Origin of the sequence: Treponema sp. Marseille-Q4130 (assembly GCF_014334325.1) — a bacterium.
Lineage (GTDB): Bacteria > Spirochaetota > Spirochaetia > Treponematales > Treponemataceae > Treponema_D.
The window spans coordinates 37,073-59,377 of sequence record NZ_JACSET010000014.1 but is presented as its reverse complement, the minus strand read 5'-3'; the positions used below and the strand labels follow the sequence as shown (position 1 = coordinate 59,377).

At 50.1% G+C, this 22,305-nt stretch carries 20 protein-coding genes and 3 pseudogenes; 4 read left to right on the top strand and 19 right to left on the bottom strand.

The window, feature by feature from the left end:
• The first annotated feature begins 127 nt into the window (after positions 1–127).
• Positions 128–829 (top strand): FadR/GntR family transcriptional regulator, encoded by a 702-nt coding sequence (locus H9I36_RS12115; protein ID WP_187385603.1) that lies wholly within the window; start codon positions 128–130, stop codon positions 827–829.
• A gap of 191 nt (positions 830–1,020) precedes the next feature.
• Here the strand turns inward: H9I36_RS12115 and H9I36_RS12110 are convergent, their stop codons facing one another.
• From H9I36_RS12110 to H9I36_RS12060, 11 genes are all read right to left on the bottom strand, one after another.
• A complete protein-coding gene (locus H9I36_RS12110; RefSeq protein ID WP_187385602.1) occupies positions 1,021–1,437 on the bottom strand; it encodes a hypothetical protein in 417 nt (138 codons plus the stop codon).
• Positions 1,438–1,570: 133 nt separating this feature from the next.
• Positions 1,571–1,864, bottom strand: a complete 294-nt coding sequence (locus H9I36_RS12105; protein ID WP_187385601.1) for a hypothetical protein — start codon at positions 1,862–1,864, stop codon at positions 1,571–1,573.
• Positions 1,865–1,891: 27 nt separating this feature from the next.
• The gene (locus tag H9I36_RS12100; protein ID WP_187385600.1) at positions 1,892–2,689 is read right to left on the bottom strand and encodes a hypothetical protein; all 798 of its coding nucleotides are present in this window, start codon (positions 2,687–2,689) and stop codon (positions 1,892–1,894) included.
• 112 nt (positions 2,690–2,801) lie between these two features.
• Positions 2,802–4,331, bottom strand: coding sequence for an Asp-tRNA(Asn)/Glu-tRNA(Gln) amidotransferase subunit GatB (gene gatB / locus H9I36_RS12095; RefSeq protein WP_187385599.1), 1,530 nt, complete (start codon positions 4,329–4,331; stop codon positions 2,802–2,804).
• Positions 4,332–4,384: 53 nt separating this feature from the next.
• The gene (gene gatA / locus H9I36_RS12090) at positions 4,385–5,887 is read right to left on the bottom strand and encodes an Asp-tRNA(Asn)/Glu-tRNA(Gln) amidotransferase subunit GatA (RefSeq protein WP_187385598.1); all 1,503 of its coding nucleotides are present in this window, start codon (positions 5,885–5,887) and stop codon (positions 4,385–4,387) included.
• On the bottom strand, positions 5,887–6,195 hold the full coding sequence (gene gatC / locus H9I36_RS12085) for an Asp-tRNA(Asn)/Glu-tRNA(Gln) amidotransferase subunit GatC (RefSeq protein ID WP_016521395.1): 309 nt from the start codon (positions 6,193–6,195) through the stop codon (positions 5,887–5,889). Before gatC ends, gatA begins: the two co-directional genes overlap by 1 nt.
• A 73-nt stretch (positions 6,196–6,268) precedes the next feature.
• Positions 6,269–7,492 carry an ATP-binding protein gene (locus tag H9I36_RS12080; RefSeq protein ID WP_187385597.1) on the bottom strand — a complete coding sequence of 408 codons (1,224 nt, stop codon included), beginning with the start codon at positions 7,490–7,492 and terminating at the stop codon, positions 6,269–6,271.
• 64 nt (positions 7,493–7,556) lie between these two features.
• Positions 7,557–8,726, bottom strand: coding sequence for an aspartate aminotransferase family protein (locus tag H9I36_RS12075; protein ID WP_187385596.1), 1,170 nt, complete (start codon positions 8,724–8,726; stop codon positions 7,557–7,559).
• Between the two features lie 24 nt (positions 8,727–8,750).
• A complete protein-coding gene (argB, locus tag H9I36_RS12070; RefSeq protein ID WP_187385595.1) occupies positions 8,751–9,677 on the bottom strand; it encodes an acetylglutamate kinase in 927 nt (308 codons plus the stop codon).
• Between the two features lie 85 nt (positions 9,678–9,762).
• Positions 9,763–11,067: a bifunctional glutamate N-acetyltransferase/amino-acid acetyltransferase ArgJ gene (gene argJ, locus H9I36_RS12065; protein ID WP_255422750.1), complete on the bottom strand. Its 1,305-nt coding sequence runs from the start codon at positions 11,065–11,067 to the stop codon at positions 9,763–9,765.
• Between the two features lie 698 nt (positions 11,068–11,765).
• On the bottom strand, positions 11,766–12,416 hold the full coding sequence (locus tag H9I36_RS12060) for a peroxiredoxin (RefSeq protein WP_187385594.1): 651 nt from the start codon (positions 12,414–12,416) through the stop codon (positions 11,766–11,768).
• 268 nt (positions 12,417–12,684) lie between these two features.
• On the opposite strand from H9I36_RS12060, the pseudogene H9I36_RS13090 reads away from it, so the two are divergent.
• The 3 pseudogenes from H9I36_RS13090 to H9I36_RS12045 form a co-directional block, all read left to right on the top strand.
• A pseudogene (locus H9I36_RS13090) lies at positions 12,685–12,921 on the top strand (hypothetical protein); the annotation flags it as partial.
• A gap of 160 nt (positions 12,922–13,081) precedes the next feature.
• A pseudogene (locus H9I36_RS13085) lies at positions 13,082–13,513 on the top strand (hypothetical protein); the annotation flags it as partial.
• A gap of 144 nt (positions 13,514–13,657) precedes the next feature.
• Positions 13,658–13,879, top strand: a pseudogene (locus H9I36_RS12045) (hypothetical protein); the annotation flags it as partial.
• A 158-nt stretch (positions 13,880–14,037) separates the two neighbouring features.
• On the opposite strand, the gene H9I36_RS12040 reads toward H9I36_RS12045, so the two are convergent.
• From H9I36_RS12040 to H9I36_RS12005, 8 genes are all read right to left on the bottom strand, one after another.
• Complete coding sequence (locus tag H9I36_RS12040) at positions 14,038–15,003, bottom strand: ROK family protein (RefSeq protein ID WP_187385593.1); 966 nt, start codon at positions 15,001–15,003, stop codon at positions 14,038–14,040.
• 4 nt (positions 15,004–15,007) lie between these two features.
• Positions 15,008–15,994 carry an ABC transporter permease gene (locus tag H9I36_RS12035; RefSeq protein WP_038081902.1) on the bottom strand — a complete coding sequence of 329 codons (987 nt, stop codon included), beginning with the start codon at positions 15,992–15,994 and terminating at the stop codon, positions 15,008–15,010.
• 67 nt (positions 15,995–16,061) lie between these two features.
• The gene (locus H9I36_RS12030; RefSeq protein ID WP_187385592.1) at positions 16,062–17,570 is read right to left on the bottom strand and encodes a sugar ABC transporter ATP-binding protein; all 1,509 of its coding nucleotides are present in this window, start codon (positions 17,568–17,570) and stop codon (positions 16,062–16,064) included.
• A gap of 150 nt (positions 17,571–17,720) precedes the next feature.
• Positions 17,721–18,650 carry a substrate-binding domain-containing protein gene (locus H9I36_RS12025; RefSeq protein ID WP_187385591.1) on the bottom strand — a complete coding sequence of 310 codons (930 nt, stop codon included), beginning with the start codon at positions 18,648–18,650 and terminating at the stop codon, positions 17,721–17,723.
• Positions 18,651–18,734: 84 nt separating this feature from the next.
• Positions 18,735–19,676 (bottom strand): 1-phosphofructokinase, encoded by a 942-nt coding sequence (gene pfkB / locus H9I36_RS12020; RefSeq protein ID WP_187385590.1) that lies wholly within the window; start codon positions 19,674–19,676, stop codon positions 18,735–18,737.
• On the bottom strand, positions 19,666–20,313 hold the full coding sequence (dhaL, locus tag H9I36_RS12015; RefSeq protein ID WP_021495672.1) for a dihydroxyacetone kinase subunit DhaL: 648 nt from the start codon (positions 20,311–20,313) through the stop codon (positions 19,666–19,668). Before dhaL ends, pfkB begins: the two co-directional genes overlap by 11 nt.
• Position 20,314: 1 nt before the next feature.
• Entirely contained in the window at positions 20,315–21,325 is a 1,011-nt protein-coding gene (locus H9I36_RS12010; protein ID WP_187385589.1) for a dihydroxyacetone kinase subunit DhaK, read from the bottom strand.
• A complete protein-coding gene (locus H9I36_RS12005) occupies positions 21,318–22,103 on the bottom strand; it encodes a DeoR/GlpR family DNA-binding transcription regulator (RefSeq protein WP_187385588.1) in 786 nt (261 codons plus the stop codon). The genes H9I36_RS12010 and H9I36_RS12005 overlap by 8 nt, the downstream gene beginning before the upstream one ends.
• Positions 22,104–22,305 lie beyond the last annotated feature (202 nt).

The following is a 22,305-nucleotide window of genomic DNA, read 5'->3' as shown; positions in this document are numbered from 1 at the left end:
TTTATCATACAATATGATTCCTCAAACATATATTATATGTTATAATCATAAATAACATGATTACAGACTGGACATAAACGGAGAAAAAAATTATTATAGTGAAATAACAAAAGAAATTAAAAGAAAAATGATGTTACGACAGCGCATTGCAAAAGACATGGAACATAAAATACTCTGCGGAAAATGGAGCTTGCATTCCGCTATCCCCGCCGAAAGTCAGCTTTGCAGCGAATATCACGTAAGTAAAACGACAATCCGATCGGCGCTGCAGGATTTGGAAAGCAAGGGATTTATCAAAATAGCTCAGGGAAAAAGAGCGGTCGTTATTTCTCGGAACGGTACATCGCTCGCTCTTATACCTCCGCAGACCGTATACAGCAAAGAATATATTCTTTCGGCACTGGAATCGCGTATGATTTTCGAGCGCGGCATTGCCGGTCTTGCCGCTGAACGCATAACCGACGAAGAGATTGCAGAACTTCAAGCCTGCTACGACGAAATGCTTTCAACGACAAACAATATACCGCGCCATGCCGAGGCCGATTTCAAATTTCATATGCTTTTGGGAAAATTCACAAAGAACCCGCTCATCCTTATTCAGCAAAGTACAATGCAAGATCATATGCTGCCGCTTATGAAAAGCATCGTGAGCATTTTAGGCGCGGCACTCGGAATCAAGTACCATAAAATCCTGCTCGAAACGATGCAGACGCATAACCGCACGGAAGCGGAAAAAGCGATGGAAGCACACTTGTTATCGACAATAGAAAATATTTCCGCTTTTTTTAACGAACATCCGGATATCACTATCAACGTCGAAGCATCTTAACAAGAGCCTAAGCCGCCCTTCAAACAAGCTAACATTCCTCTCAAAGCGCCGCCTTTGTGAGTGCAGACGACTTCCGTCGTCACCGCATACCGCAGCGGAACGCCTTTCATTGTCCGCCGCTGACGATAAGACGGGCAGGTCTACACGGCGTACCCGTCGGATAACGCCGTCAACACCGTCTAGGCTTACGATTAATTTTTTACGATAACGATCCCGCCGAGTACGAGCAAGTGCCGCGAAAGCGTACTGAGCCAGCGCAAAACCGAATCGATGCTTCCCGACGGCAGTGCGCCCTTACCGATAAAATCGAGCAGCACGATCGCCGCGATCCACGCGATCATAATGATGACCATAAGGATCGTGTCGATCGGAGAACTGAACGTCACGAATATGCGAAGCAGCAAAAAAAGCCCCGCAAGCACTTCGATGATCCCGAACACGAGACAGATGATCCTCGCCGTGTCCCCGTTCATCACCGATTTTACAGCAGCCGCGATTTCGTTGCCGTTGCCGCCCTGCAGCGTCCAAATCCCCGTCACAAAAAAATACAAACCGAGCGCGATCTGAGTAAGCATATACCCGATCGAATGCCGTTCTGCCGTTGCCATACCGATACCTCCTAAGATATTTAATAATAATTGAAAGTTCCCGAAACTTCCGTTTTCAGCGACTTTCATTAAATTATTAATTAATAATTTGACCTGTTCAACAATGCGAAATTCATAAAATGCGCGCCTAATGTCACCGGTTCCGTCTGATCATGAGGATAAACGCGACGATAAAAAAACAGCTCGGCACGACGGCGAACAAAAACGTCGGAAGCGGAATGCCCGCAACGGTCAACGCATTCGGAAGAATGACGCCGAGTTCAGTCATCATGTCGTACACAAAACTCGCATACGACGTTACGACACCCGCAGCGAGCGACATCCATGCGGCATCCCGCGTTTTCGACCACAGCATGATCGCACAAAACGCCGAAATGCCGCCCAACGCGAGTTTAATAATCGACAGTATTATATCCCCTTGCGCCATTGTTTTTCCCCAACAATCGATTTGCAGTTACTCGAACGGAGTATTTTTCAGCTTCGTAAATACGCCCCTGTCCGCACCGAACGGAACGATCGAGGGCACATTATAGTCGCAGCTTACGACTACCTCGCAGTCAAGGCAGTGCAGCAAAAAATCGGCATAGCACGCTTCCGCGATTTTCGGATAGAGGTAGGGTCCTTCACGCGTCCAGTATTTTGTTAAAACCGTATCGTAGATAAACCAATCTTTTTCTCCGAAGCGATTTTCCGAAGCGATACAATCATAGATCGCCCTCACCGCAGCTGCCGCAAGGGCTGCCGGAATGCGCTCGCATGCCGCCGGAATAATGCCCGCATCGATACGCTCCTGACGGACGGACGGACGGACTGCGACAAAATACAGCGCGGACGCCCACGGAAACGGCGGCGTTACGATAACACAGTCGATTTTTCGATAGTCGAAAACATTCGGATTCCACGGCTTCCAAAAAGCGGTACTGCTCTCCGAAAACATCAACGCCGTTTTCAGCGCTGAAGTACGGTCGGTATATACGTAGACGATGCGCTCATCCCCGATAAGCGAACTCACCGCTCTTGCAATGCGCCCCTCATAATCCGTATCGAAACTTCCGACAAGTCCGCGGTCGAGCGTATTTTTAAAAACTTTCAGCGCCGCGCCTCCCTTCCAGCCGAGTATCGCCCGCCCTCCTTCCCGATAGAGGTCGGTGAGGCGCACGCCTTTCCGCGTATATAAAAAGCAGCCGCGAGCGCGCTGCACGGTGCCGCAGCGCTTTGTTATTTCCGATGCCAAAAAATCGATCGATGCCATTATAAACAGTATAGCGAAAAAAGACCGGCTCCGCCACAGCGTCCTTTACAGTATATACACGCTTCGACAAAACCGCCGCACGCACGCTGACGCTGCGCGTTGATCCCGCCTTTTACGAAAGTCTTTCCTTGAGCAGTTCCGTCGCCTGTTTCGGGTTCGCTTTTCCGTGCGACTCTTTCATCACTTGCCCCATAAGCCAGCCGAGCGCATTCGTCTTGCCGTTTTTAAAATCGGCGACAGCCTGCGGATTCGCGGCAAGCACGCTTTCGACGATCTTTTCGATCGCGCCGGTATCGTTTACCTGCTCCATGCCTTCTTCTTTAATAATTTCAGACGGCAGCTTTTTCGTTGCAAGCATCTTTTCGAAAACGACCTTTCCCTGCTTGCTCGTGATCTTATCGGCTTCAAGCGCGTCCGCAAGTTCTGCAATGTGCAGCGGCGTAATCGAAACGGAATCTATCGTTTCCTGCTTTTCGTTTAAAACTGCGAGCAGTTCGGTGAGGATGAGGTTTGCGACGCGCTTCGGGCTCTTCGATTTTTTTGCGGCTTCTTCGAACCACAGTGCAAGCTCACGCGTCGCAGTCAGCGTTTCCGCATCGAACGAAGAAAGAGAGTATTCTTTCATAAAACGCACGCGCTTCGTTTCGGGCAGCTCGCCGACCGCTTCTTTTGCCCGAGCGATAAGCGCTTCGCTGACGCTGAAAGGTTTGATGTCCGGTTCGACGACAAAGCGGTAATCGACGAATGAATTCTTCGTACGCTGAACGACCGTTTCGCCTTTCGCTTCGTCCCAGCCCATCGTCACTTTAAAACCCGCGTTAAAGGGCTGCCGATCGGTTTCGAATTCTTTGAGCTGGCGTTTCGCCTCATAGGTACACGCGTCTTTTATCGCGCGGAACGAATTCAGGTTTTTGATTTCGGAAATGGGCGTATGATACAGCGTGCCGTTTTCCCACACGTTCAAATTGATATTCGCGTCGCAGCGCATATTGCCTTCTTCGAGATTTCCCTTCGTCACTTTAACATAGCGGAGGATCTCCTGCACGGTCTGCATAAAGAGAGCCGCTTCTTCGGGACCGGTGATATCGGGCTTCGTTACGATTTCGATAAGCGGAGTACCGCATCGGTTGTAGTCGATATACGAATGCGCACCTTCGAGGTGCAGCGATTTACCGACGTCTTCTTCGAGGTGAATGCGCTCGATCCGCACGCGGCGGTATCGGTTGTCGACGATGCAGTTTTCGCCTTTGAAATTCACCGTACGGCACTTCGCTCCGCCGGGGCGTTCGTCTTCCGGATAATGGATAAACGGCAAATCGACGTACCCGTCGGCGCACAGCGGAATATCGTACTGCGTAATCTGATAGCCCTTTGCCAAATCCGGATAAAAATAATGCTTACGGTCGAATTTCGTAAAGCGCGCGATGCGGCAGTTGAGCGCCTGCCCCGCAACGGCGCCGAGTTCGACGTAGCCTTCACTTACGCGTGGCATCGCACCGGGAAGTCCGAGACACACGGGACAAACGCGCGTATCGGGCATGCCGCCGTAGCGGTTTTCGCACGCGCAAAACGCTTTTGTCTTTGTTAAAAGCTGCGTATGTATTTCGCAGCCTATTACGATTTCGTATTTATCGATTGCCATACATCATTCCTAAAAAACCGCACTCGGGCGATCTGCCGATATAATTAATAATTTCACTTAGTACCGAGCGGTACGCCGCAGCCGGGATGATCGGCTTCCCACGCCTCGGCTATCTCAAGTATCTTCGCTTCACCGAACATCGGCCCGACGAATTGAATACCGACGGGCAGTCCCCCCTTTGTGATACCGGCCGGTACCGAAAGAGAGGTGATGCGCGCGAGGTTTACGAAGTTGACGAAGAGATCGCTCAAATACATTTCGAGCGGATTGTCCGTTTTTTGACCGAGCTTAAACGCCGGTGTCGGACAGACGGGACAGAGCACCGCATCGTACGTTTTAAAGAGAGCGGCCATTTCGCGCTGAATGCGTGCGCGCACCGTCATGCCTTTTTTATACGTGTCGCCCGAAAACTGCTCGGATAAAACGTAATTGCCGATGACGATTCTGCGCTTTACTTCCGCCCCGAAGCCTTCGCTTCTCGTATGCACGTACAGCTCGTCGTAGCCTTCTCCCGTATCGACGCGGCGGCCGTAACGGATGCCGTCAAAGCGGCTCAAATTCGACGCGGCTTCGGCAAGCGCGAGTACGTAATAACTTGCGACGGAGGCATCCATGACCGGCATATCGACGACTTCGATTTTCGCGCCCCTGCTTTCAAACCACTTACGCGTTTCGTCGAAGACTTTTCCGACGTCCGCATCGAGCCCCTTGTTTTCGAGGAATTGACGGATGAGCGCAATTTTCAAAGACGAAAACGGCGCATCTCCGCAGGGTTTGAGATTTAATAATTTTTCTTTTTCAGGCAAATCCGCGCTCGTATCGTCGTACATATCGGCGCCGCACATCGCGTAAAGCGCTTCGGCGATATCCGACGGCGTATGCGCGAGGATGCCGACTTGATCGAGAGAGCTGCCGTATGCAACGACACCCCACCTGCTCAAAACGCCGTACGTCGGCTTTAACCCGTACACGCCGCAATAACTCGCCGGCAAGCGCACCGAGCCGCCCGTTTCGGTACCGAGTCCGAAAACCGCCTGATTCGCGGCGACGGCGGCGGTCGAACCGCCCGACGAACCGCCTGAAACATAATCGCGGTTTACGGGATTTCTCGTCGCCCCGTAGATCGAATACTCGGTCGAAGAACCCATCGCAAATTCGTCCTGATTGCAGCGGCCGAGCGGAACGGCGCCCGCTTTTTCGAGGCGCGCGATCACCGTCGCATCGTAGGGAGCGACATAGCCTTCGAGGATTTTACTCGCGCAGGTTAAGCGCTTGCCTTTCGCCGAAATATTGTCTTTGTTCGCAAACGGCAAACCCAAAAGCGGCTTTTCCGAAAAAAGCGCGTCGAGCGTGCCGGAACTGCGCGCACTCGCGATTTCCGCGTCCGCCGCTTCGGCTTTTGTAAGCGCATCTTCATATATTTCAAGAAATGCGTTGAGAGGAGCGGCCGATTTTTTATCCGCTTCGAAAGCCGCCGCCGATTTTTTAATAATGTCCGCGCTCGTCGCAGATCCTTCTTTCAGCGCCGCGCGCATATCACGTATCGTACAATTCATCACGCGCCCTCACCCAGCACTTTCGGCACTTGAAAATAGCCGTCCATAAAATCTTTCGAAATCTTTTTTACGTCGCTCATAGCCAAGCCCGCCACAACTTCGTCTTTGCGCAGCTTATCCGCTTCCGTCGAAGGATAGGCATCGTAGGGATTTTCGCTGTCGTCGTACTTCGACAGCAGTTCGAAATAGCCGATGATTTCATCGACCTGCTTTTTTAATATCGTTAAATTGGTGCTTTCGGGCGAAAGCCTGGAAAGATACAGCAGCTTTTCGAGCGTATCTTCATCGATCGTCGTATGTGTAGCCATGATGGGTCATTTTAGCGGATTTTGTGAAAATGAACAACAATGCGCAATGCAAAAATTTATTTTCTTCTGATTTTCAATTTTCCATCAGCCAATCCAAAGCGTTTTTCCGTATTATTCCGTCATAGTCTCCGATGGGGTCGTCGTCTAATGTCAAAATCATTTTCGGATAGTTGTCTTTTATTAATTTCAGCGGTCTTAATTCTCTTTCCAGTACCTGTTCATCACGAACGCTTGAAGCAACCTGTATATAGGTGTTGCCGTCTTGCGTCTGTGCGACAAAATCAACTTCAGATGTATCGATTTTACCGATATAAACATCATAACCTCGTCGTAAAAGTTCAAAATAGATTATATTTTCTAAGATATGTCCCACATCCATCGCCTTTTTTCCGAGCATAAAATTACGAAGACCGATGTCTGGAACATAGTATTTTTCAAGACTCTTGAGATATTCTTTACCTTTGATATTGTAGCGGCCTGCACAGTAAACAATAAAACTTTCTTCAAGTGCATTCACATATTTTTCAATTGTTTTAGGATCCGATTTTCTGTTATTTGATATGAGGGTATCTGCAATCTTTTTGGAAGAAAACTCCAGCCCGATATTGTCAAACAAAAATTGAGTTACGCTCGTTAGTACCGTCGTGTCGGAAATCTTTTTTCTGTCGATGATATCTTTTACCAAAATTGTATTATAGATTCCTTCAAGATACGGATTTATTTCCTGCGAAGTCTCTAAAAGTTCCAGCACATACGGAAAAGAACTGGTAGTCACATATTGTCTGTAGGCTTTTGCAAGATTATCGCCTTGTTTTGTTGCATCCACAAATTCTTTGAACGAAAAAGGCAGCATCTTTATTTCGACATAACGACCGCTTATGAGAGTTGCAATCTCACTCGAAAGCAAAGAAGAGTTAGAACCTGTAAGATACAAATCCGTATTTTTCTTGATGTAAAGACTGTCCACAACATCCGGAAAATCTTGAACCCTCTGAATTTCATCAAGGATGATGTAATTCATTTTTGACGTTAAGCGTTTTTTTATGTACTTGTATAAGTTATCGGGATCCCGTAGTTCTTTATTTTCATAATCTTCAAAATTGATAAAGATGATTTGCTTTTCTTCAACTCCGTCCTGCAAAAGCCGGTCACGAAACATCTCCAGAATCGTAGACTTTCCGCAACGCCTGATTCCGGTAACGATTTTTATAAGTTTTTTATGCCTTAAATTATTCAATCGCTCAAGATATTCTCTGCGATTTACTCTTTCTACATCAAATTTACATTCCGCTTCCATATCTTTATTATATTCCAAAAACTCACAAAATACAATAAATTATCGGATTTTATTCCTAAAACTTTCAAACATACTCTTCGAGCACGCTCCGGAATATTGCAAGCCCTGCGTCCATCTCTTCGTCCGTGATCGTAAGCGGCGGCAAAAAGCGGATCACGTTCGTACCCGCGATCGATACACACAATCCTTTTTCAAGGCAGCGCTTTTCCACATCGAAGGGTTTTATCTTTCCCGCAATTTCCGTGCCGATCATGAGGCCGAGCCCGCGCACGTCGGTGACGATCGGAATCTTCCAGCCGGAAATACTGTTTCTGATATAATCGCCTTTCCGATTTACGTCGTCCAAAAATCCGGGAGCGGAAAGCGTTTTGAGCACGACGCGGCCTGCGCTGCACGCAAGCGGATTTCCCGCAAAGGTCGATTGATGGTCGCCTGAGGAAAACACTTTGTCGGCTTTACCGCGGAAAAGACAGGCACCCATAGGAATACCGCCTGCGATTCCCTTTGCAAGCGTGACGACGTCGGGACAAAAGCCGAGCCGTTCGCTTGCCAAAAGCGTACCGCAGCGCCCCATGCCGGTTTGCACTTCGTCGGCCATAACGATCGCTCCCGCTTTGCGCACGGCATCGGATGCTGCGCACGCCCATTCGGCATCGACGAGATTTACGCCGCCTTCGCCCTGCACACATTCTATGAGCAGCGCGGCTGTCGTATCGTCGAACGCCGTTTCGACCGCGCTCCAATCGTTCGCTTTGATCGTTTTAAAATCGGCGACATAGGGAGCAAAATACGGCGGATGAAATTTTTCCTGTCCCGTTGCGGTGAGCGTCGCAAGCGTTCTGCCGTGAAACGATTGTTCAAGCGTATAGATCGTGCGGCGCTTTTCTCCGCCGTTCATATAGCCGTATTTCCGCGCAAGCTTGATCGCAGCTTCGTTCGCTTCCGCACCGCTGTTGCCGAAAAAGCCTCCGGAAAATCCCGTCGCCGAAAGCAGTTCGTCCGCAAATGCGATACCCGCATCCGACAGATAATAATTCGAAATATGGATTTCACGCGCAGCCTGTTTTTGCACGGCTTCGACGAGCGGCGCATAGTTGTGCCCGAGAGAGTTTACGCCGATGCCTGCGATAAAGTCGATATACCGCTTTCCTTCCGCGTCGAAGAGAACGGCACCCTCGCCTTTTACAAAAACGACATCGAAGCTTCCGTAATTATTAACAATTTTTTTATCCATAATCAGCTCCTTGTTTTACTATTATCAATAAATCATTGTACCGATACCGCGGTCGCTGAACATTTCGATGAGGAGCGAATGCGGCACCCGTCCGTCGATGATATGCGTCCGTTCAACTCCTCCCGCAAGCGCCGTTATGCAGCACTCCACTTTCGGGATCATGCCGCCGGCGACGATGCCGTCATTTACAAGTGCTTCGAGTTCCGCTTTCGATACGCGGGCGATGAGAGAAGACGAGTCGCCGGTGTCGCGCAAAATGCCGGGCACGTTCGTAAGCTGTACGAATTTTTCCGCATGCAGCGCAACGGCGATTTTGGCGGCGGCGGTATCCGCGTTGATATTGTATCGATTCGTGTCCCCGTCTTCTCCGACTGCGACGGTCGAAATGACGGGGATAAATCCTTGAGACAAAAGGGAAGCGGCGATGTCGGGACGCACTTCCGTCACTTCGCCCGTATAGCCGTAATCGATTTTATCGTTATTGATTTTTTTTGCGCGGATCAAACCGCCGTCGACGCCGCTCAAACCGACGGCTTTACCGCCTTCGCGCAGCAGCATACCGACGATCTCTTTGTTGAGTTTTCCGGACAGAACCATTTCGACGATTTCCATCGTGTCGGCGTCGGTACAGCGCAAGCCGTCAACGAATTTGCTTTCTTTTCCGACGCGATCGAGCATTTTGTTGATTTCGGGACCGCCGCCGTGTACGAGTACGACGTGTACGCCGATCGTATTGAGCAGCACGAGGTCTTTCATAACCGCCGCTTTCAGTTCGTCGTTGAGCATCGCGTTGCCGCCGTACTTTACGACGACGACTTTGCCGACCCACTTTTTAAAATACGGCATCGCCTGCACAAGCACATCCGCCCAGTGCGCATTGTCGAGCGGGCGGTCGCGATTTTCGCAGCGCTGCCGTTCATCTGCCGAATTGTTTGCCGTATCAGTCGTCATAGCTTCCTCTCTTTCACCTCGCGTGCGCAACGTCGGTTGCACCGCGCTTTCGTTTGCGGGCTTGGATTGCACCGCACATTTTCGCTCATGTCCGATAATCGCCGTTTATTTTAACATAATCGTAAGTTAAGTCGCATCCCCACGCGCGGCCTTCGGCTTTTCCGTCCTGCAGTTTGACGAGGATTTTGACTTCTTTTTCACCGAGTATTTTTTTTGCGAGCGCTTCGTCGAAGTTTAAGGGAACGCCGTTTTCAAATACGGCGATCTTTCGGCTGCCCTCCGCTTCGCCGCCCGCCGCATCACATTCGCGCGGATCCGATGAGGATTTTGCGCCGGGCGCACTCGAAAAATATACCGACGTTTTTTCCGCCGTAAATTCCGCACCCGAATAGCCGAGCGCGCACAAAACCCGCCCCCAATTCGCATCGCGGCCGAACATTGCAGCTTTTACGAGATTCGATGAAATCACGCTTTTTGCGAGCGTGCGCGCCGTATCGATATCTTTTGCGCCCGTGACCGTGCATTCGATGAGCCGGCTCGCCCCTTCGCCGTCGGCTGCGATTTTTTTTGCCATAACCGTGTTCAATGCGGTGAGCGCCGAATAAAATATGTCGTAATCGCCGCCCTCCCGCTCGATCGTAGCGTTGCCCGCCATGCCGTTTGCCAAAATCGCGAGCGTGTCGTTCGTACTCGTGTCTCCGTCGACGGACACGCAATTATACGTCGCGCGTGCGCTTTCGAAAAGCGCTTTATGAAGCATCGCTTGAGAGACGGCACAGTCGGTCGTGATAAAGCCGAGCATCGTTCCCATATTGATGTGAATCATGCCGCTGCCTTTACACATGGCGCCGATCGTCACCGTTTTTCCGCCGAGCGTAAATTGTACGGCACATTCTTTATACTGCGTGTCGGTCGTCATAATCGCTTCGCGCGCCTTTTCGTGATTTTTTTTCGAGAGGCCGTTTTTCAGCTCATCGATTTTCGCTTCGATTTTTTCGACGGGAAGTTGTTGACCGATAACGCCGGTCGAACACACGATCACGTCGCGCACCTCGATGCCGAGCGCATTTGCGGCGGCTGAAGCCATACGCCGTGCGGCTTTCGCACCCTGATCGCCCGTACACGCGTTCGCGTTTCCGCTGTTTGCGATCACCGCCTGCGAAAATCCCGAAGCGATATGTTCTTTTGTTAATTTTACGCATTCTGCCTGCACGCGGTTTTGCGTAAAGACGGCGGCGGCAGTGCAGCGGGTTTCGGAAAAGATGAGCGCCGTATCGGGAGTTTTGCGGCTCGCTTTTATGCCGCACAAAACGCCGTTTGCCGTAAAGCCCTGCGGAGCGGTCACTCCGCCGTCGACAAAGCGCATATCGCTCGGATGGTTTGATTGCATATTTATACACTCCTAGTACATAAATATACAATCAGTATAGCACCGCGCAGCGATTAGAGCAAGCGCTTTTTTTTACATTTATTTTACGTTTTACAGGCAAATGTGCAGCTTTCAGCGGCCGATGAAAAGTATACTTGTGAGTAGGGGGAAAACACATTATGCATTGTGAAAAATTATTAAAAAATATGTTTATTGTACGCGACCCGCTTACGCCCGCGTGGAGCACCGCGAAGCGTCCGCGCCCGCGCGCGGATGAGGGTTACCGAAGTGCGGAAGGCGGGTTCTTCCGATCCGCGCCGTCCGAAAAAAGAATGTATTTATCATAATAAAAAGAGCGCCGACCTACCTTTCGGCTGCCGGCGCCCCTTCTGCATAGCGTTTTTTAATCCGAAGATTTACTCGCCGTACGATTTTAATGAAAGTTTAAACGGGACACTGAAATAGCGTGTCCCGTTTAATTTCGAGTTTTCTTTCGAAAACTCACAGATATACGTGTGCGCTTTCGCGCACTGATCGTACAGCTCCTAAATCCGAAAATTTACTGGCTGTACGATTTTAATGAAAGTTTAAACGGGACACTGAAATAGCGTGTCCCGTTTAACTTCGAGTTTTCTTTCGAAAACTCGCGGATATACGTATGCGCTTTCGCCCACTGATCGTACAGCTCCTAAATCCGAAGATTTACTCGCCGTACGATTTTAATGAAGTTTTTTGTGGCAAAACCAAAAGTCGTAACCGTCGTATTCGGAAAGGCGCTTGTCGGCTTCGGCTTTGCTTCCCGGCGGCGGGATGATGACGCTGTCGCCGATCAAACCGTTTTCAGGCCAATCGGCGGGCATCGCGACGCCGTTCGCATCGGAAATCTGGAGTACTTTGACGGCGCGTAAAACTTCTTTCATATTGCGGCCGACTTCCTGCGGATAATAGAGGACGAGGCGCACTTTGCCGTTCGGATCGCCGATAAAGACCGCACGCACGGTGTTCGTGCCTTTTCCGGGATGCAGAAGTCCGAGTTTATTCGCAACCGTATCGTTCGCCGCGATGACGGGGAAGGTGATTTCGATTCCGAGTTTTTCTTTGATCCATTCGATCCACTTCAGATGGCTTTGCAGCTGATCGATTGAAAGGCCGATCAATTTGACGCCGAGCTTTTCAAACTCGGGAACGAGCTTTTGAAACGCGGCAAATTCGGTCGTGCAGACGGGTGTAAAATCGGCGGGGTGGCTGAACAGCACAAACCAGCTGCCTTTCAAATCGCCGGGAATATTCATTTTGCCCAGCGTCGTCGTTACGCTCAATTCGGGAAAATCATCGCCCAAGAGGGGCATGTGCATTGTCGTTTGTTCCATAAAATCTCCTATAAAATGTGGTAATAAAAATTAAAGTAATTATATAATTGTAATAATTACATAAATGAAATATAGGCTATAAATTGAGCTTTGTCAAGAGGGAAAAACGAAAAAAATGGAAAAGAATACGACAGCACTGAATGGGCGCAGTGTCGGATTTTGTCATAAAAATAATTATCATTGCATTATAACTAAGGGCGGTACCGGTCGCACAAAATAAAAACTCCGAAATTGCAACATTTCCGCGATATATATACGGAGGTATTTCATGCCAAAACACAATCGCCGGTATAAAGACTCGGTCTTTGTCGATCTCTTCGGAGAAGACAAAAATGCGAAAGAAAAGTTCCTTTCTCTCTACAATGCGCTTCACGGCACAACGTTTGATGCGGCTACAAAACTCGAACCGCTTCGCCTCGAACAGGTCATGTACATGGCATTTTGCAACGATGTCGCCTGCCTCGTCGACGGTAAAATCATCATACTTGCGGAGCACCAATCCACCGTTACTCATACCCGTCCAAATAGTGCCGGATATGAGTAACGTCGAGTTTGTCTTTCAGACAAACGTCGCATATCCATTGCTGTTTCTCATTACATTACGAAACAGCATAATTAATCAACTCGTAATTTTGAAAAATTACTCGCCGATTAATTTCAATGAAGTCAACGCCAATATGCCGCTGCGATTTTTACAGTACGTTGTACGCCTCTACGAGCGCATCCAAAACCCGCGCGACCGCTATCTGAGGCGTCTGAAAAAGATTCCGACACCTGAGTTTTACGTGTTCTACAACGGCGAAGAAGAGTATCCCGAACGGGTGACATTAAAACTGTCAGATGCTTTTATCGTGCAGCCTGCAAAACCGAGCCTCGAACCGAGCCTCGAACTCGTTGTCAGCGTGATAAATATCAATTATAATAAAAGCAGTAAATTGCTGAGTGCCTGTAAACCACTGAAAGAGTACACGCTGTTCGTAGAAACCGTGCGGAAACATACGAAGCTCGACAGCGAAAACGGTTTTAAGAACGCGATCAAAGAATGCATACGAAACGACATTCTGCGGGAGTACTTACAGCGGAAGTCAAAGGAGGTACGATAACAAGCATCGGCTGAAATTGCGCCTCTGCTTGTTATCTCGAGTTTGCAACGCAAACTCGACTATTGAACGTGTGCACTCTTGCGCACAGAAAAAACTTTTTCGGAAGTTGCAACTTCCTGCAAAAGTTTTTTGCAAGGAATGAATATGTTAATTGCCGAATATGATTACGACGTGGACATCGCCGTACAGCGGGAAGAAGAGCGGGAAATCGCATTGAAAGAAGGCGAAGCACAAGGATTTTCCGCCGGTGCGCATCAAAAAGCGCTCGAAGATGCACGGAACCTCAAGCGGCTCGGTGTTTCCGTAAGTATTATCACGGAAGCTACCGGTCTCTCAAAAGAAGAAGTCGAAAAGCTGTAAGCCGATGCGCACTGCAACATTTATGCTTCCATGAGCGCAGCATTTCATTACGCAATACTATTGACACCCGAAAAAATCGCTAAAGGTGAGTTTTCCGAGATACCCTAAATAAGACGGCACGTTTTTCAAACACTTACGCCTGCCGCAGCCGGCGGTCGTCAACCGAGCGCTTCCCGTATCATATAACAGGCACCGAACAAAACGACGCGGTCGTTCATAATCGAATAGCGTACCGACTCGTCGTCTATCGGCTGGATGGAATACGCGCGCAAAGTCCGCATCAGAGCTTCGTGAAAATAGCGTTTTGATTTCGTGACGCCGCCGCCCAAAACGAAAACGTCGGGATCGAAAAGGTTGAAGATGTGCGCCATACCGAAACCGAGCAGTTCTCCTTCTTTTTCGAACAGCGACAGCGCATACTCGTCGTTTTCGGCTGCAGCCCGGTCGAGAATTTTTCCGTTGACTGCATTTTCATCGTATTCGGCAAATTCGAAAACGCGGCTCCGTATACCCTTGCGCATATCTTCTCTCATGATCCGATTCATCGCGCTCCCCGACGCATACAGTTCAAAGCATCCTCTGCTGCCGCAGGGACAGGGCAGGCCGTTCTTGTCGATAGAAACGTGCCCCACTTCTCCGGCACCGTCGTGTTTGCCGTGATGGATTTTTCCTCCGATAACAAGCCCGCCGCCGCAGCCGGTGCTCACGGTCATATAGGCGACGTTTTGCAGTCCCTTTGCGACGCCGCAGCGCTGTTCGGCGAATGCGCCCAAGTTGCCGTCGTTATCGATCAGGACATCCGTATGAAAATCGTTTTTTAATCGAGCGACGATCGGAAAATTTTTCCAACCCATCAGCGGCGCATGGATAATGATACCGCGCTTCGAATCGAGCGGACCGGGACTTCCGACGCCGATGCCGCGGACGTCGTTTACGGACAGCGAAAAATGTTCGAGCACCGTTTCCAAAACGTTTTTCGTATTTTGATAGACGGCTTCTTCGCCCTTAAACGTTTGGGACGGAGCGGTGTATACATAGTCGTCTACGAGTTCGCAGTTTTCGGTAAACAGCGCGCCCGACGTTTTCGTACCGCCGATATCGAGTGCAAGAAAATACGCGCTCATAAGCTTACGCGTTCTTTTTCTTCTGCGCCATATCGAGGATGACGGCGAGCAGGATGATCGAGCCGATAACGACTTTTTGCCAATACGACGAAATGTGCAAGAGGTTCATGCCGTTGTTGATGACGGCGATGATGGCAACTCCGAACATGGCGCGTCCGACGGAACCGCTGCCTCCGGTTAGACTCGTACCGCCCAACACGGTCGATGCGATCGCATACATTTCGTAGCCTTCGCACGCGGCCGGTTGACCGTTTTGCAGTTTGGAGGCGACGAGTACACCGCCGAGCGCCGCCGTAACGGAACACAGGATATAGCCTGTCAGCGTTACCCGCGCGATATTGATGCCGCTCAAATGCGCGACGTTCACATTCGAGCCGACGGCATAGACGTGGCGGCCGAAAACGGTTTTCGACAACAGCAAGTGAAAGATGACGACTACGACAATCGTAAAGATCGAAACGATGGGGATGATGCCGTTCGGGTTGCCGACCGATTTAAACAGCCGCCCTGCACCGAGCCACGAAAAAGACGCTGGCAAACCGAACACAGCGACTCCTCCGGTGATGATGTATGTAATACCGCGCGCAATCGTCATCATCGCAAGGGTTGCGATCATCGGCACGACTTTGAATCTCGTTATCATGATGCCGTTGAATGTGCCGCAAACACCGCCGATAACGATCGCCGAACCGAGCAGAACGATGACGCCCGAAGCGGTGTTCAAGTTCGGAATCCGCAAACCTATCATCGCAGCGCATACGCCGGCGAGAGCGGCGACGGAACCGACGGAAATATCGATACCGCCTAAAATGATGACATAGGTTAGACCCGTCGCAAGCAGCGCGTTGATGGACATCTGCGACGTTAAGTTAAATATGTTTTTCGACGTCAAAAACGTTTTATTCAACAGACCGAACACCGTACACATAAAAATCAAAAATATAAAAACGATATTCTTTTTTATCCACGATTGCACTTTGACCTTATCCATCTTTTGCCCCTTATTAAAAACTTTGTATTGCAGCCGATCCGTACGACTTTTCATGCCGCACAATTTTTTATGCGGTTTGCATACCGCCTTTTACGCTCGCAAAAGCCATGATCTTTTCTTCCGTCGCTTCCGTATAATCGAGTTCGCCGCTCACATGCCCCTCGCACATCACCAAAATTCTGTCGCTGATGCCGATGATCTCCGGCAGCTCTGAAGAAACCATGATGATCGCGCCGCCCTGCGCAACGAATTCGTTCATCAAGCCGTAGAATTCCGACTTCGCGTTTACGTCGATGCCGCGCGTCGGTTCGTCGAGAATAAGAATTTTCGAATTGGCAAGCAGCCATTTTGCTAAAATGACTTTTTGCTGATTGCCGCCGGAGAGCGTCGATATGACCGTATAAATGCCGGGTGTTTTGACCGCAAGTTTGTCGACGTATTTTTTGCTCGATTCCGTTTCCCACTTTAAGTCGAGGATGCCGAATTTTTTGTGGTGCGCGGGTAAACTCGGCAGCACCGTGTTGTCCTTTATCATCGCGTTGAGCATCAAACCCGTCCTGCGGCGGTCTTCGGTAACCATGCCGATCTTCGCATCGATCGCCTGTTTCGGCGAACTAAATGCGCACTCTTTTCCTTCGACGAATATTTTCCCCGATGCGGGTTTTCGCGCGCCGAAAATCGTTTCCATCACTTCAGTACGCCCCGCGCCGATAAGCCCCGAAATGCCGAGTATCTCTCCGGCATGCACGGCAAACGAAATATCGGAAAACTCTCCGTCGCGCGACAAGTGTTCGATCCGCAAAAGTTCTTTTCCCGGCGTATGCTTTTGCCGGTTGTAGTAATCTTTCATTTCGCGCCCGACCATACTCGTCACGAGCGTTTTTTCATCGACGTCTTTCATCGAAAACGTGTTAACTTTGCAGCCGTCGCGCAGGACAGTTACGCGGTCGGCGATTTCAAACAGCTCTTTCAGCCGGTGCGTTATATATATGATCGCGATATTGTTTTTTTGCAGAATCCGTATCTGCTTAAACAGCGCGTTGATTTCGTGTTCGGAAAGCGATGAAGTCGGTTCATCCATGATGACGACTTGTGCATTTTTTGAAATGACCTTTGCTATTTCGACCATCTGCTGCTGTGCGGCGGTCAAATGCCGAGCGACTGCCGTCGAGCGGATATCGACTTCCATAAAATCGAGGATGGCTTGCGCATCGGCTTCCATTTTTTTTCTGTCGAGAAAAAAACCGTTTTGTATCCGCGGTTCGCAGCCGAGATAGATATTTTCGGCGACGGTTAAATCGTTTGCGATGCTCAGCTCCTGATGTATGACGACGATGCCCCGATCGAGCGCTTGGCGCGGATTGTGAAAGCGGCACGCTTTGCCGTCGAGCAAAACGGAACCGGAGGTCGGCGCGTATACGCCGGAAATTATCTTTATCAGTGTCGATTTTCCCGCTCCGTTTTCGCCGAGCAGCGCGTGAACTTCGCCTTTATTAAAATCGATCGAAATATCGGTCAGGGCTTTAACACCGGCAAATTCTTTCGAAATGTTTTTTACCTGTAAAAAAGGCGCCATACATTTTCCCCTATAAAAAGCAGCGGCGCTGTTTCAGACACCGCTTTTTATCCTCTTCCTTACAAGCCGGACGGAACGCATCCGCCCGGCTTTGCAAAAAAATCAATATTCCGCTATACGGTTATGATATGCGAGAACGCACACGTTCCCTTATTTACCGACATTTTCTTTGGTAATGATATACGGAGCGATCATGATAACCGGCTGATCGACTTTGCCGGTCGTCAAATACTTCGTAATCTGTTTCGTTATTTCGGAACCGATTTTTTCGGGATTTTGCGCAATTTCAGACACCCAGAATTTTCCGTTGGTCGCATCGCGGATCGCGTCTTTCGCTTCGGGATTTCCGTCGAACCCGATGATCTTCGTCGAAGCACCGGCGACTTTGATTGCGGCAAGCGCGCCCGCAGCGGCAGGATCGCCGACGCAGAACACGACCGCCAAATCGGGATTCGCCGTCAAAGCGTCCGTCATCAGCTGTTCCGCTTTCGACGCATCGCCGGCGTAATTTCCGATTTCAACGATCTTAAGATTTTTATCAGAAGCTTTGACGATTTCTTCCCAGCCCTTTCGCCGATCGATGCACGACTGCGGTTCGTCGAAATTGATAAGGCCGACTTTATCGCCCTTGTTCGCAAGGCGCACCGTTTCTTTGCCGCCGAGCCGTCCGCCTTCAACGTTGTCGGTACCGACAAAACATTTGATGACTTTCGTCGTCCGGCTCGTACAGTCGAACGTAAATACCGGCACCCCGTCTTTATCGGCCGCTTCCATCGCCGGTGTCGTTCCGCCCGGATCGTTGCACGAAAGCGCGATCGCTTTGCAGCCTTCGGCGACGAGATTGTTGATGTGATCCGACGTAACGTTTCCGTCCAATTCGCCGTCGAGGACGATCGCATTGATACCCTGCGCCTGAGCTTCGGCTTTTATACCTTTTTCGATCAGGGTATAAAAAACGTGCTGGCGAGAACCGACGATAAACCCTACCTTTTGCTTATCGCTGCCGCCTGATGCAAAGACAGAGGAAGAGGCAAGGGTTAATCCTAAAAGAACAAAAAAAACTTTTACTGCGTTTTTCATATTCTTTCCTCCTGAAAATAATCTGGGGATAACATACGTTATCCGCCTATAAATTCGGCACCGCTGCCGATTTATCACCGTTCATCAAAGCCGCTGTACCGCTGCGCGCGGAAACAGCTCGTCGAAATCTTTTTTCAAACACAACTGCGTACCCGGCAGCATGATCGAAGCGCTCGCAGCAGCCGTCGCATAACGGAGATAGTCCTCTTCGGCGGCTCCGTCCGTGATCGCCGCACACAGCCCCGCTACAAGGGAGTCGCCCGCGCCTTGGATCCCCGCCTCTTCGATATCCATTGCAGGAGCTTTAAACGCGCGATTTCCGCTCACGAGGATGCAGCCCTCTTTTCCGAGTGAAACGCACACATAGGCTATACCCGCTTCGCTTATCTTTTTCGCTTCGGCGATGACCTCGTCTTCGCTTTCGATTTTTTTTGCCACGATAGTCTGCAATTCGTCGATATTCGGTTTTATTAAAAAGGGTTTTTCGCGTATCCCTTCGAGCAAAAATTCTTTCGACGCATCGAGGATAACGCGCACTCCCGCATCGCCGCACTTTCGTATAAGCTCCGCGTATATCGTTTTCGGAAAGCCCGGCGGAACGCTGCCGCTCAGCACGACAAGGGATGACGACGCAACGGCGCTTTCGATTTTTTTCATAACCGCCCGCACGGTTTCTTCGGCGGCGACGCTTCCTTTTTCGTTGAACTCGGTCATCGTTTTTGCACTTTCGTCGAATATCTTTATGTTTTCCCGAACGCTGCCCGGCACTTCGACAAAATCGCTTCGGAGTTTTTCGTCGGCAAAAAATTTATTAAAATCGTCTTTGCCTTTCGAATACATGAGTCCCATGCATACAGTATCGTAGCCCAAGTGATTTAAGACGGTACTCACGTTGATTCCCTTGCCCGACGTATCCCGCTGAACGGACAGCACCGCATTCGTTCCGCCGTATTCGAATCGTGCGATGTTCACCGTTCTGTCGTAGCACGGATTTAAGGTAACTGTGATAATCGGTTTATGCTGCATAGTTTTGTATCCACTCGCTCATCGCTTGAAAAATTATCCGAACGGACACGGCGCCCGGATCCTGTAAGCCTATCGATTTGTCGCCGTAATATTTTGCGCGGCCGAATTTCGCTCGAACGGTTTTCGTGTATTCGGCACCCGCTTCCGCTTTTTGCGCCGCAAGCGCAAATCCGTCGGCGAGGCTCCGCCGTTTTGCCGCCGCCTCTTCCAATCCGCAGACGGCGGGTTCGAACGCATCGATCATCGTTTTGTCGCCGACCTTCGCTTTGCCTCGCTTTTTGAGCGCGTCGAGCGACTTTCTGAAAATTTCTGCAAAACCACAGAGATCGAGCGTTTCGTGTTTTTCGCGATCGACAATCCCGCTGATGAACATCGTGCCGAACAACACGCCCGACGCGCCGCCCATCGTATCGATCAAAATCAAACCGACGGAGGAAACGACGTCTTCCGCGCTCTCGCATTTTTTTTGCGGCAGCTCTTTGATGACGTACGAAAAACCGAGCGCCATGCCCGTGCCGTGATCGCCGTCGCCGATGACCGAATCGATTTCCGTCAAATACGGTTCGCTGTCCACGATCTTTTGCGCCGTAAAGAGGAACATCTTTTTGAGATCGGCCGCGTTCAAATCGTTTTTCATATTACCGGCTCCGTGCAAATGCTTTATAAAACGGCGAACAGGCAGGCATCGCATACAGCGCTTTCAACTCGTCGTCGAGTTTTAAAATACTCACCGAAAAACCGCCCGTCCCTTGCGGGCAAAACAATTCGTCGATGAACATATCGTATACGCGCACGCCGTGCTCGTCCAAAAGCCGCTTGATCGCCCGCGCCGCAATGCACAATTCAAGGCGCGACGTAAAACCGAAACCGTTGACCATCACCGCAACTTCATCGCCGGCTTCGATTTCACCCGTAAGGTACGACATCAGCGTACGAGCGGCTTCGTCGGCCGTCGGAAGCGGCGTCTGCAGCACGGGAGATTCCCCGTTGAATCCCATGCCGTACGCGACTTCTCCGTCGGGCAAATCGCACATCGCTTTGCCGGTCGAAGGCATATAGCCCGGGGACGTCGTTAAACTGCAGGTCGATAGATTGCGTACCGCTTTTTCGGTGAGGCGATACACATCGTCGAGCGGCGCGCCGCTTTCGGAAGCCGCACCCGCGATCTTTATCGCAAACGCGACTCCGGCAACGCCGCGCCTTTCATCCCGCTTTTCTTTAGGAGCCGTCGTCACGTCGTCGCAGACGAACACGCACTTCGCATCGATGCCCTCCATGCCGGCAAGTTCGCGGACGAGTTCGAAATTGAGCACGTCGCCCGCGTGATTCGTCGCAACGTACACGATACCTTTCGCATTCGGCACGCAGCGCGACACCGCCAAAACCGCATTTGCCGCGGGAGCCGTATACACTTGACCGAGCGCCGCACCGTCCGCAAGACCCGGTCCGACGTAGCCGATGATCCACGGTTCGTTGCCGCTGCCGCCGCCCGTGACGACGGAAACTTTATCTTTGCGCTCTTTTACGGTCAATCCCAAATAGCGTCCGGAATTGTCGGGTATCTTTTCGTACAAACCCGGATACACGGCGAGATATCCGTCGAGCATTTCCGAAATCATATCTTCCGGCTTATTGATAAGCTTATTCATGTTTCCCCGTTTCGACAACGACGACGTCCAAACCGATCGCTTTGCATCGTTTTGCAAACGATGAGGAAATTCCGTCGTCGGTGATCAGCAATTCGAATCTGCCGAGCGGACAAATTTTCGCCATCGACGTGGAATCGAATTTCGACGAATCGCACAGCAAAATGGCCCGTTCGGCGGAATCGACCATCTTTTTTTTAATCGTCGCTTCGAATAAATTCGGCGTCGAAATTCCGTCTTCGATGCTCACCGCGTTCGCTCCGATAAACGAAATATCGTAGCACAGCGATGTGATGATATCTTCCGTAATGGAGCCGACGCACGACATCATTTTGTTGCGCACGCAGCCGCCGGCGAACACGAGTTCGATGTCGGGACGGCGCAGCAGTTCGTTGATAATTTTAAATGAATTCGTCACGACGATGATGCCGCGCCTCGTACCCCGGCAAATACAGCGCGCAAGTTCAAACGTCGTAGAACCCGCGTCCAAAAACACAGTCTGCGAATCCTGAATCATCTCGTATGCGCGCTCCGCGATCGCGCGTTTTTGTGCGCTGTTGAGCTGCTCCTTTTCGATTTCCGTATACTCGAGAACGAGCGAAGAAAGACTCACCGCGCCGCCGCGCGTCCGTCTGATCACGCCTTTTTTGTCGAGGGCTGCGAGTTCTTTGCGCACCGTCACTTCGGACACCTGTACCAAATCTTTGATTTCGGAAACGGATGCGGATTTCTTTTTGTTTACAAAGTCGACGATCTTTGTAAGTCTTTCTTCGTACAGCATGGTTTCAGTTTTTTCCGATTACTTTCGATTTCTTTCGTTAATGGAATGCTAGCACGAGAATTTCGATCTGTCAAATAATTTTTTCACTGTCTAAATTTTTGTATTATAATAAATTACATAAATATAACAAAAAATTATATTCGGCATAAATGTAAACTTTTGAAAGCAGAAGCTAAGAAATCATTCAAACGAAGTTGCAGAT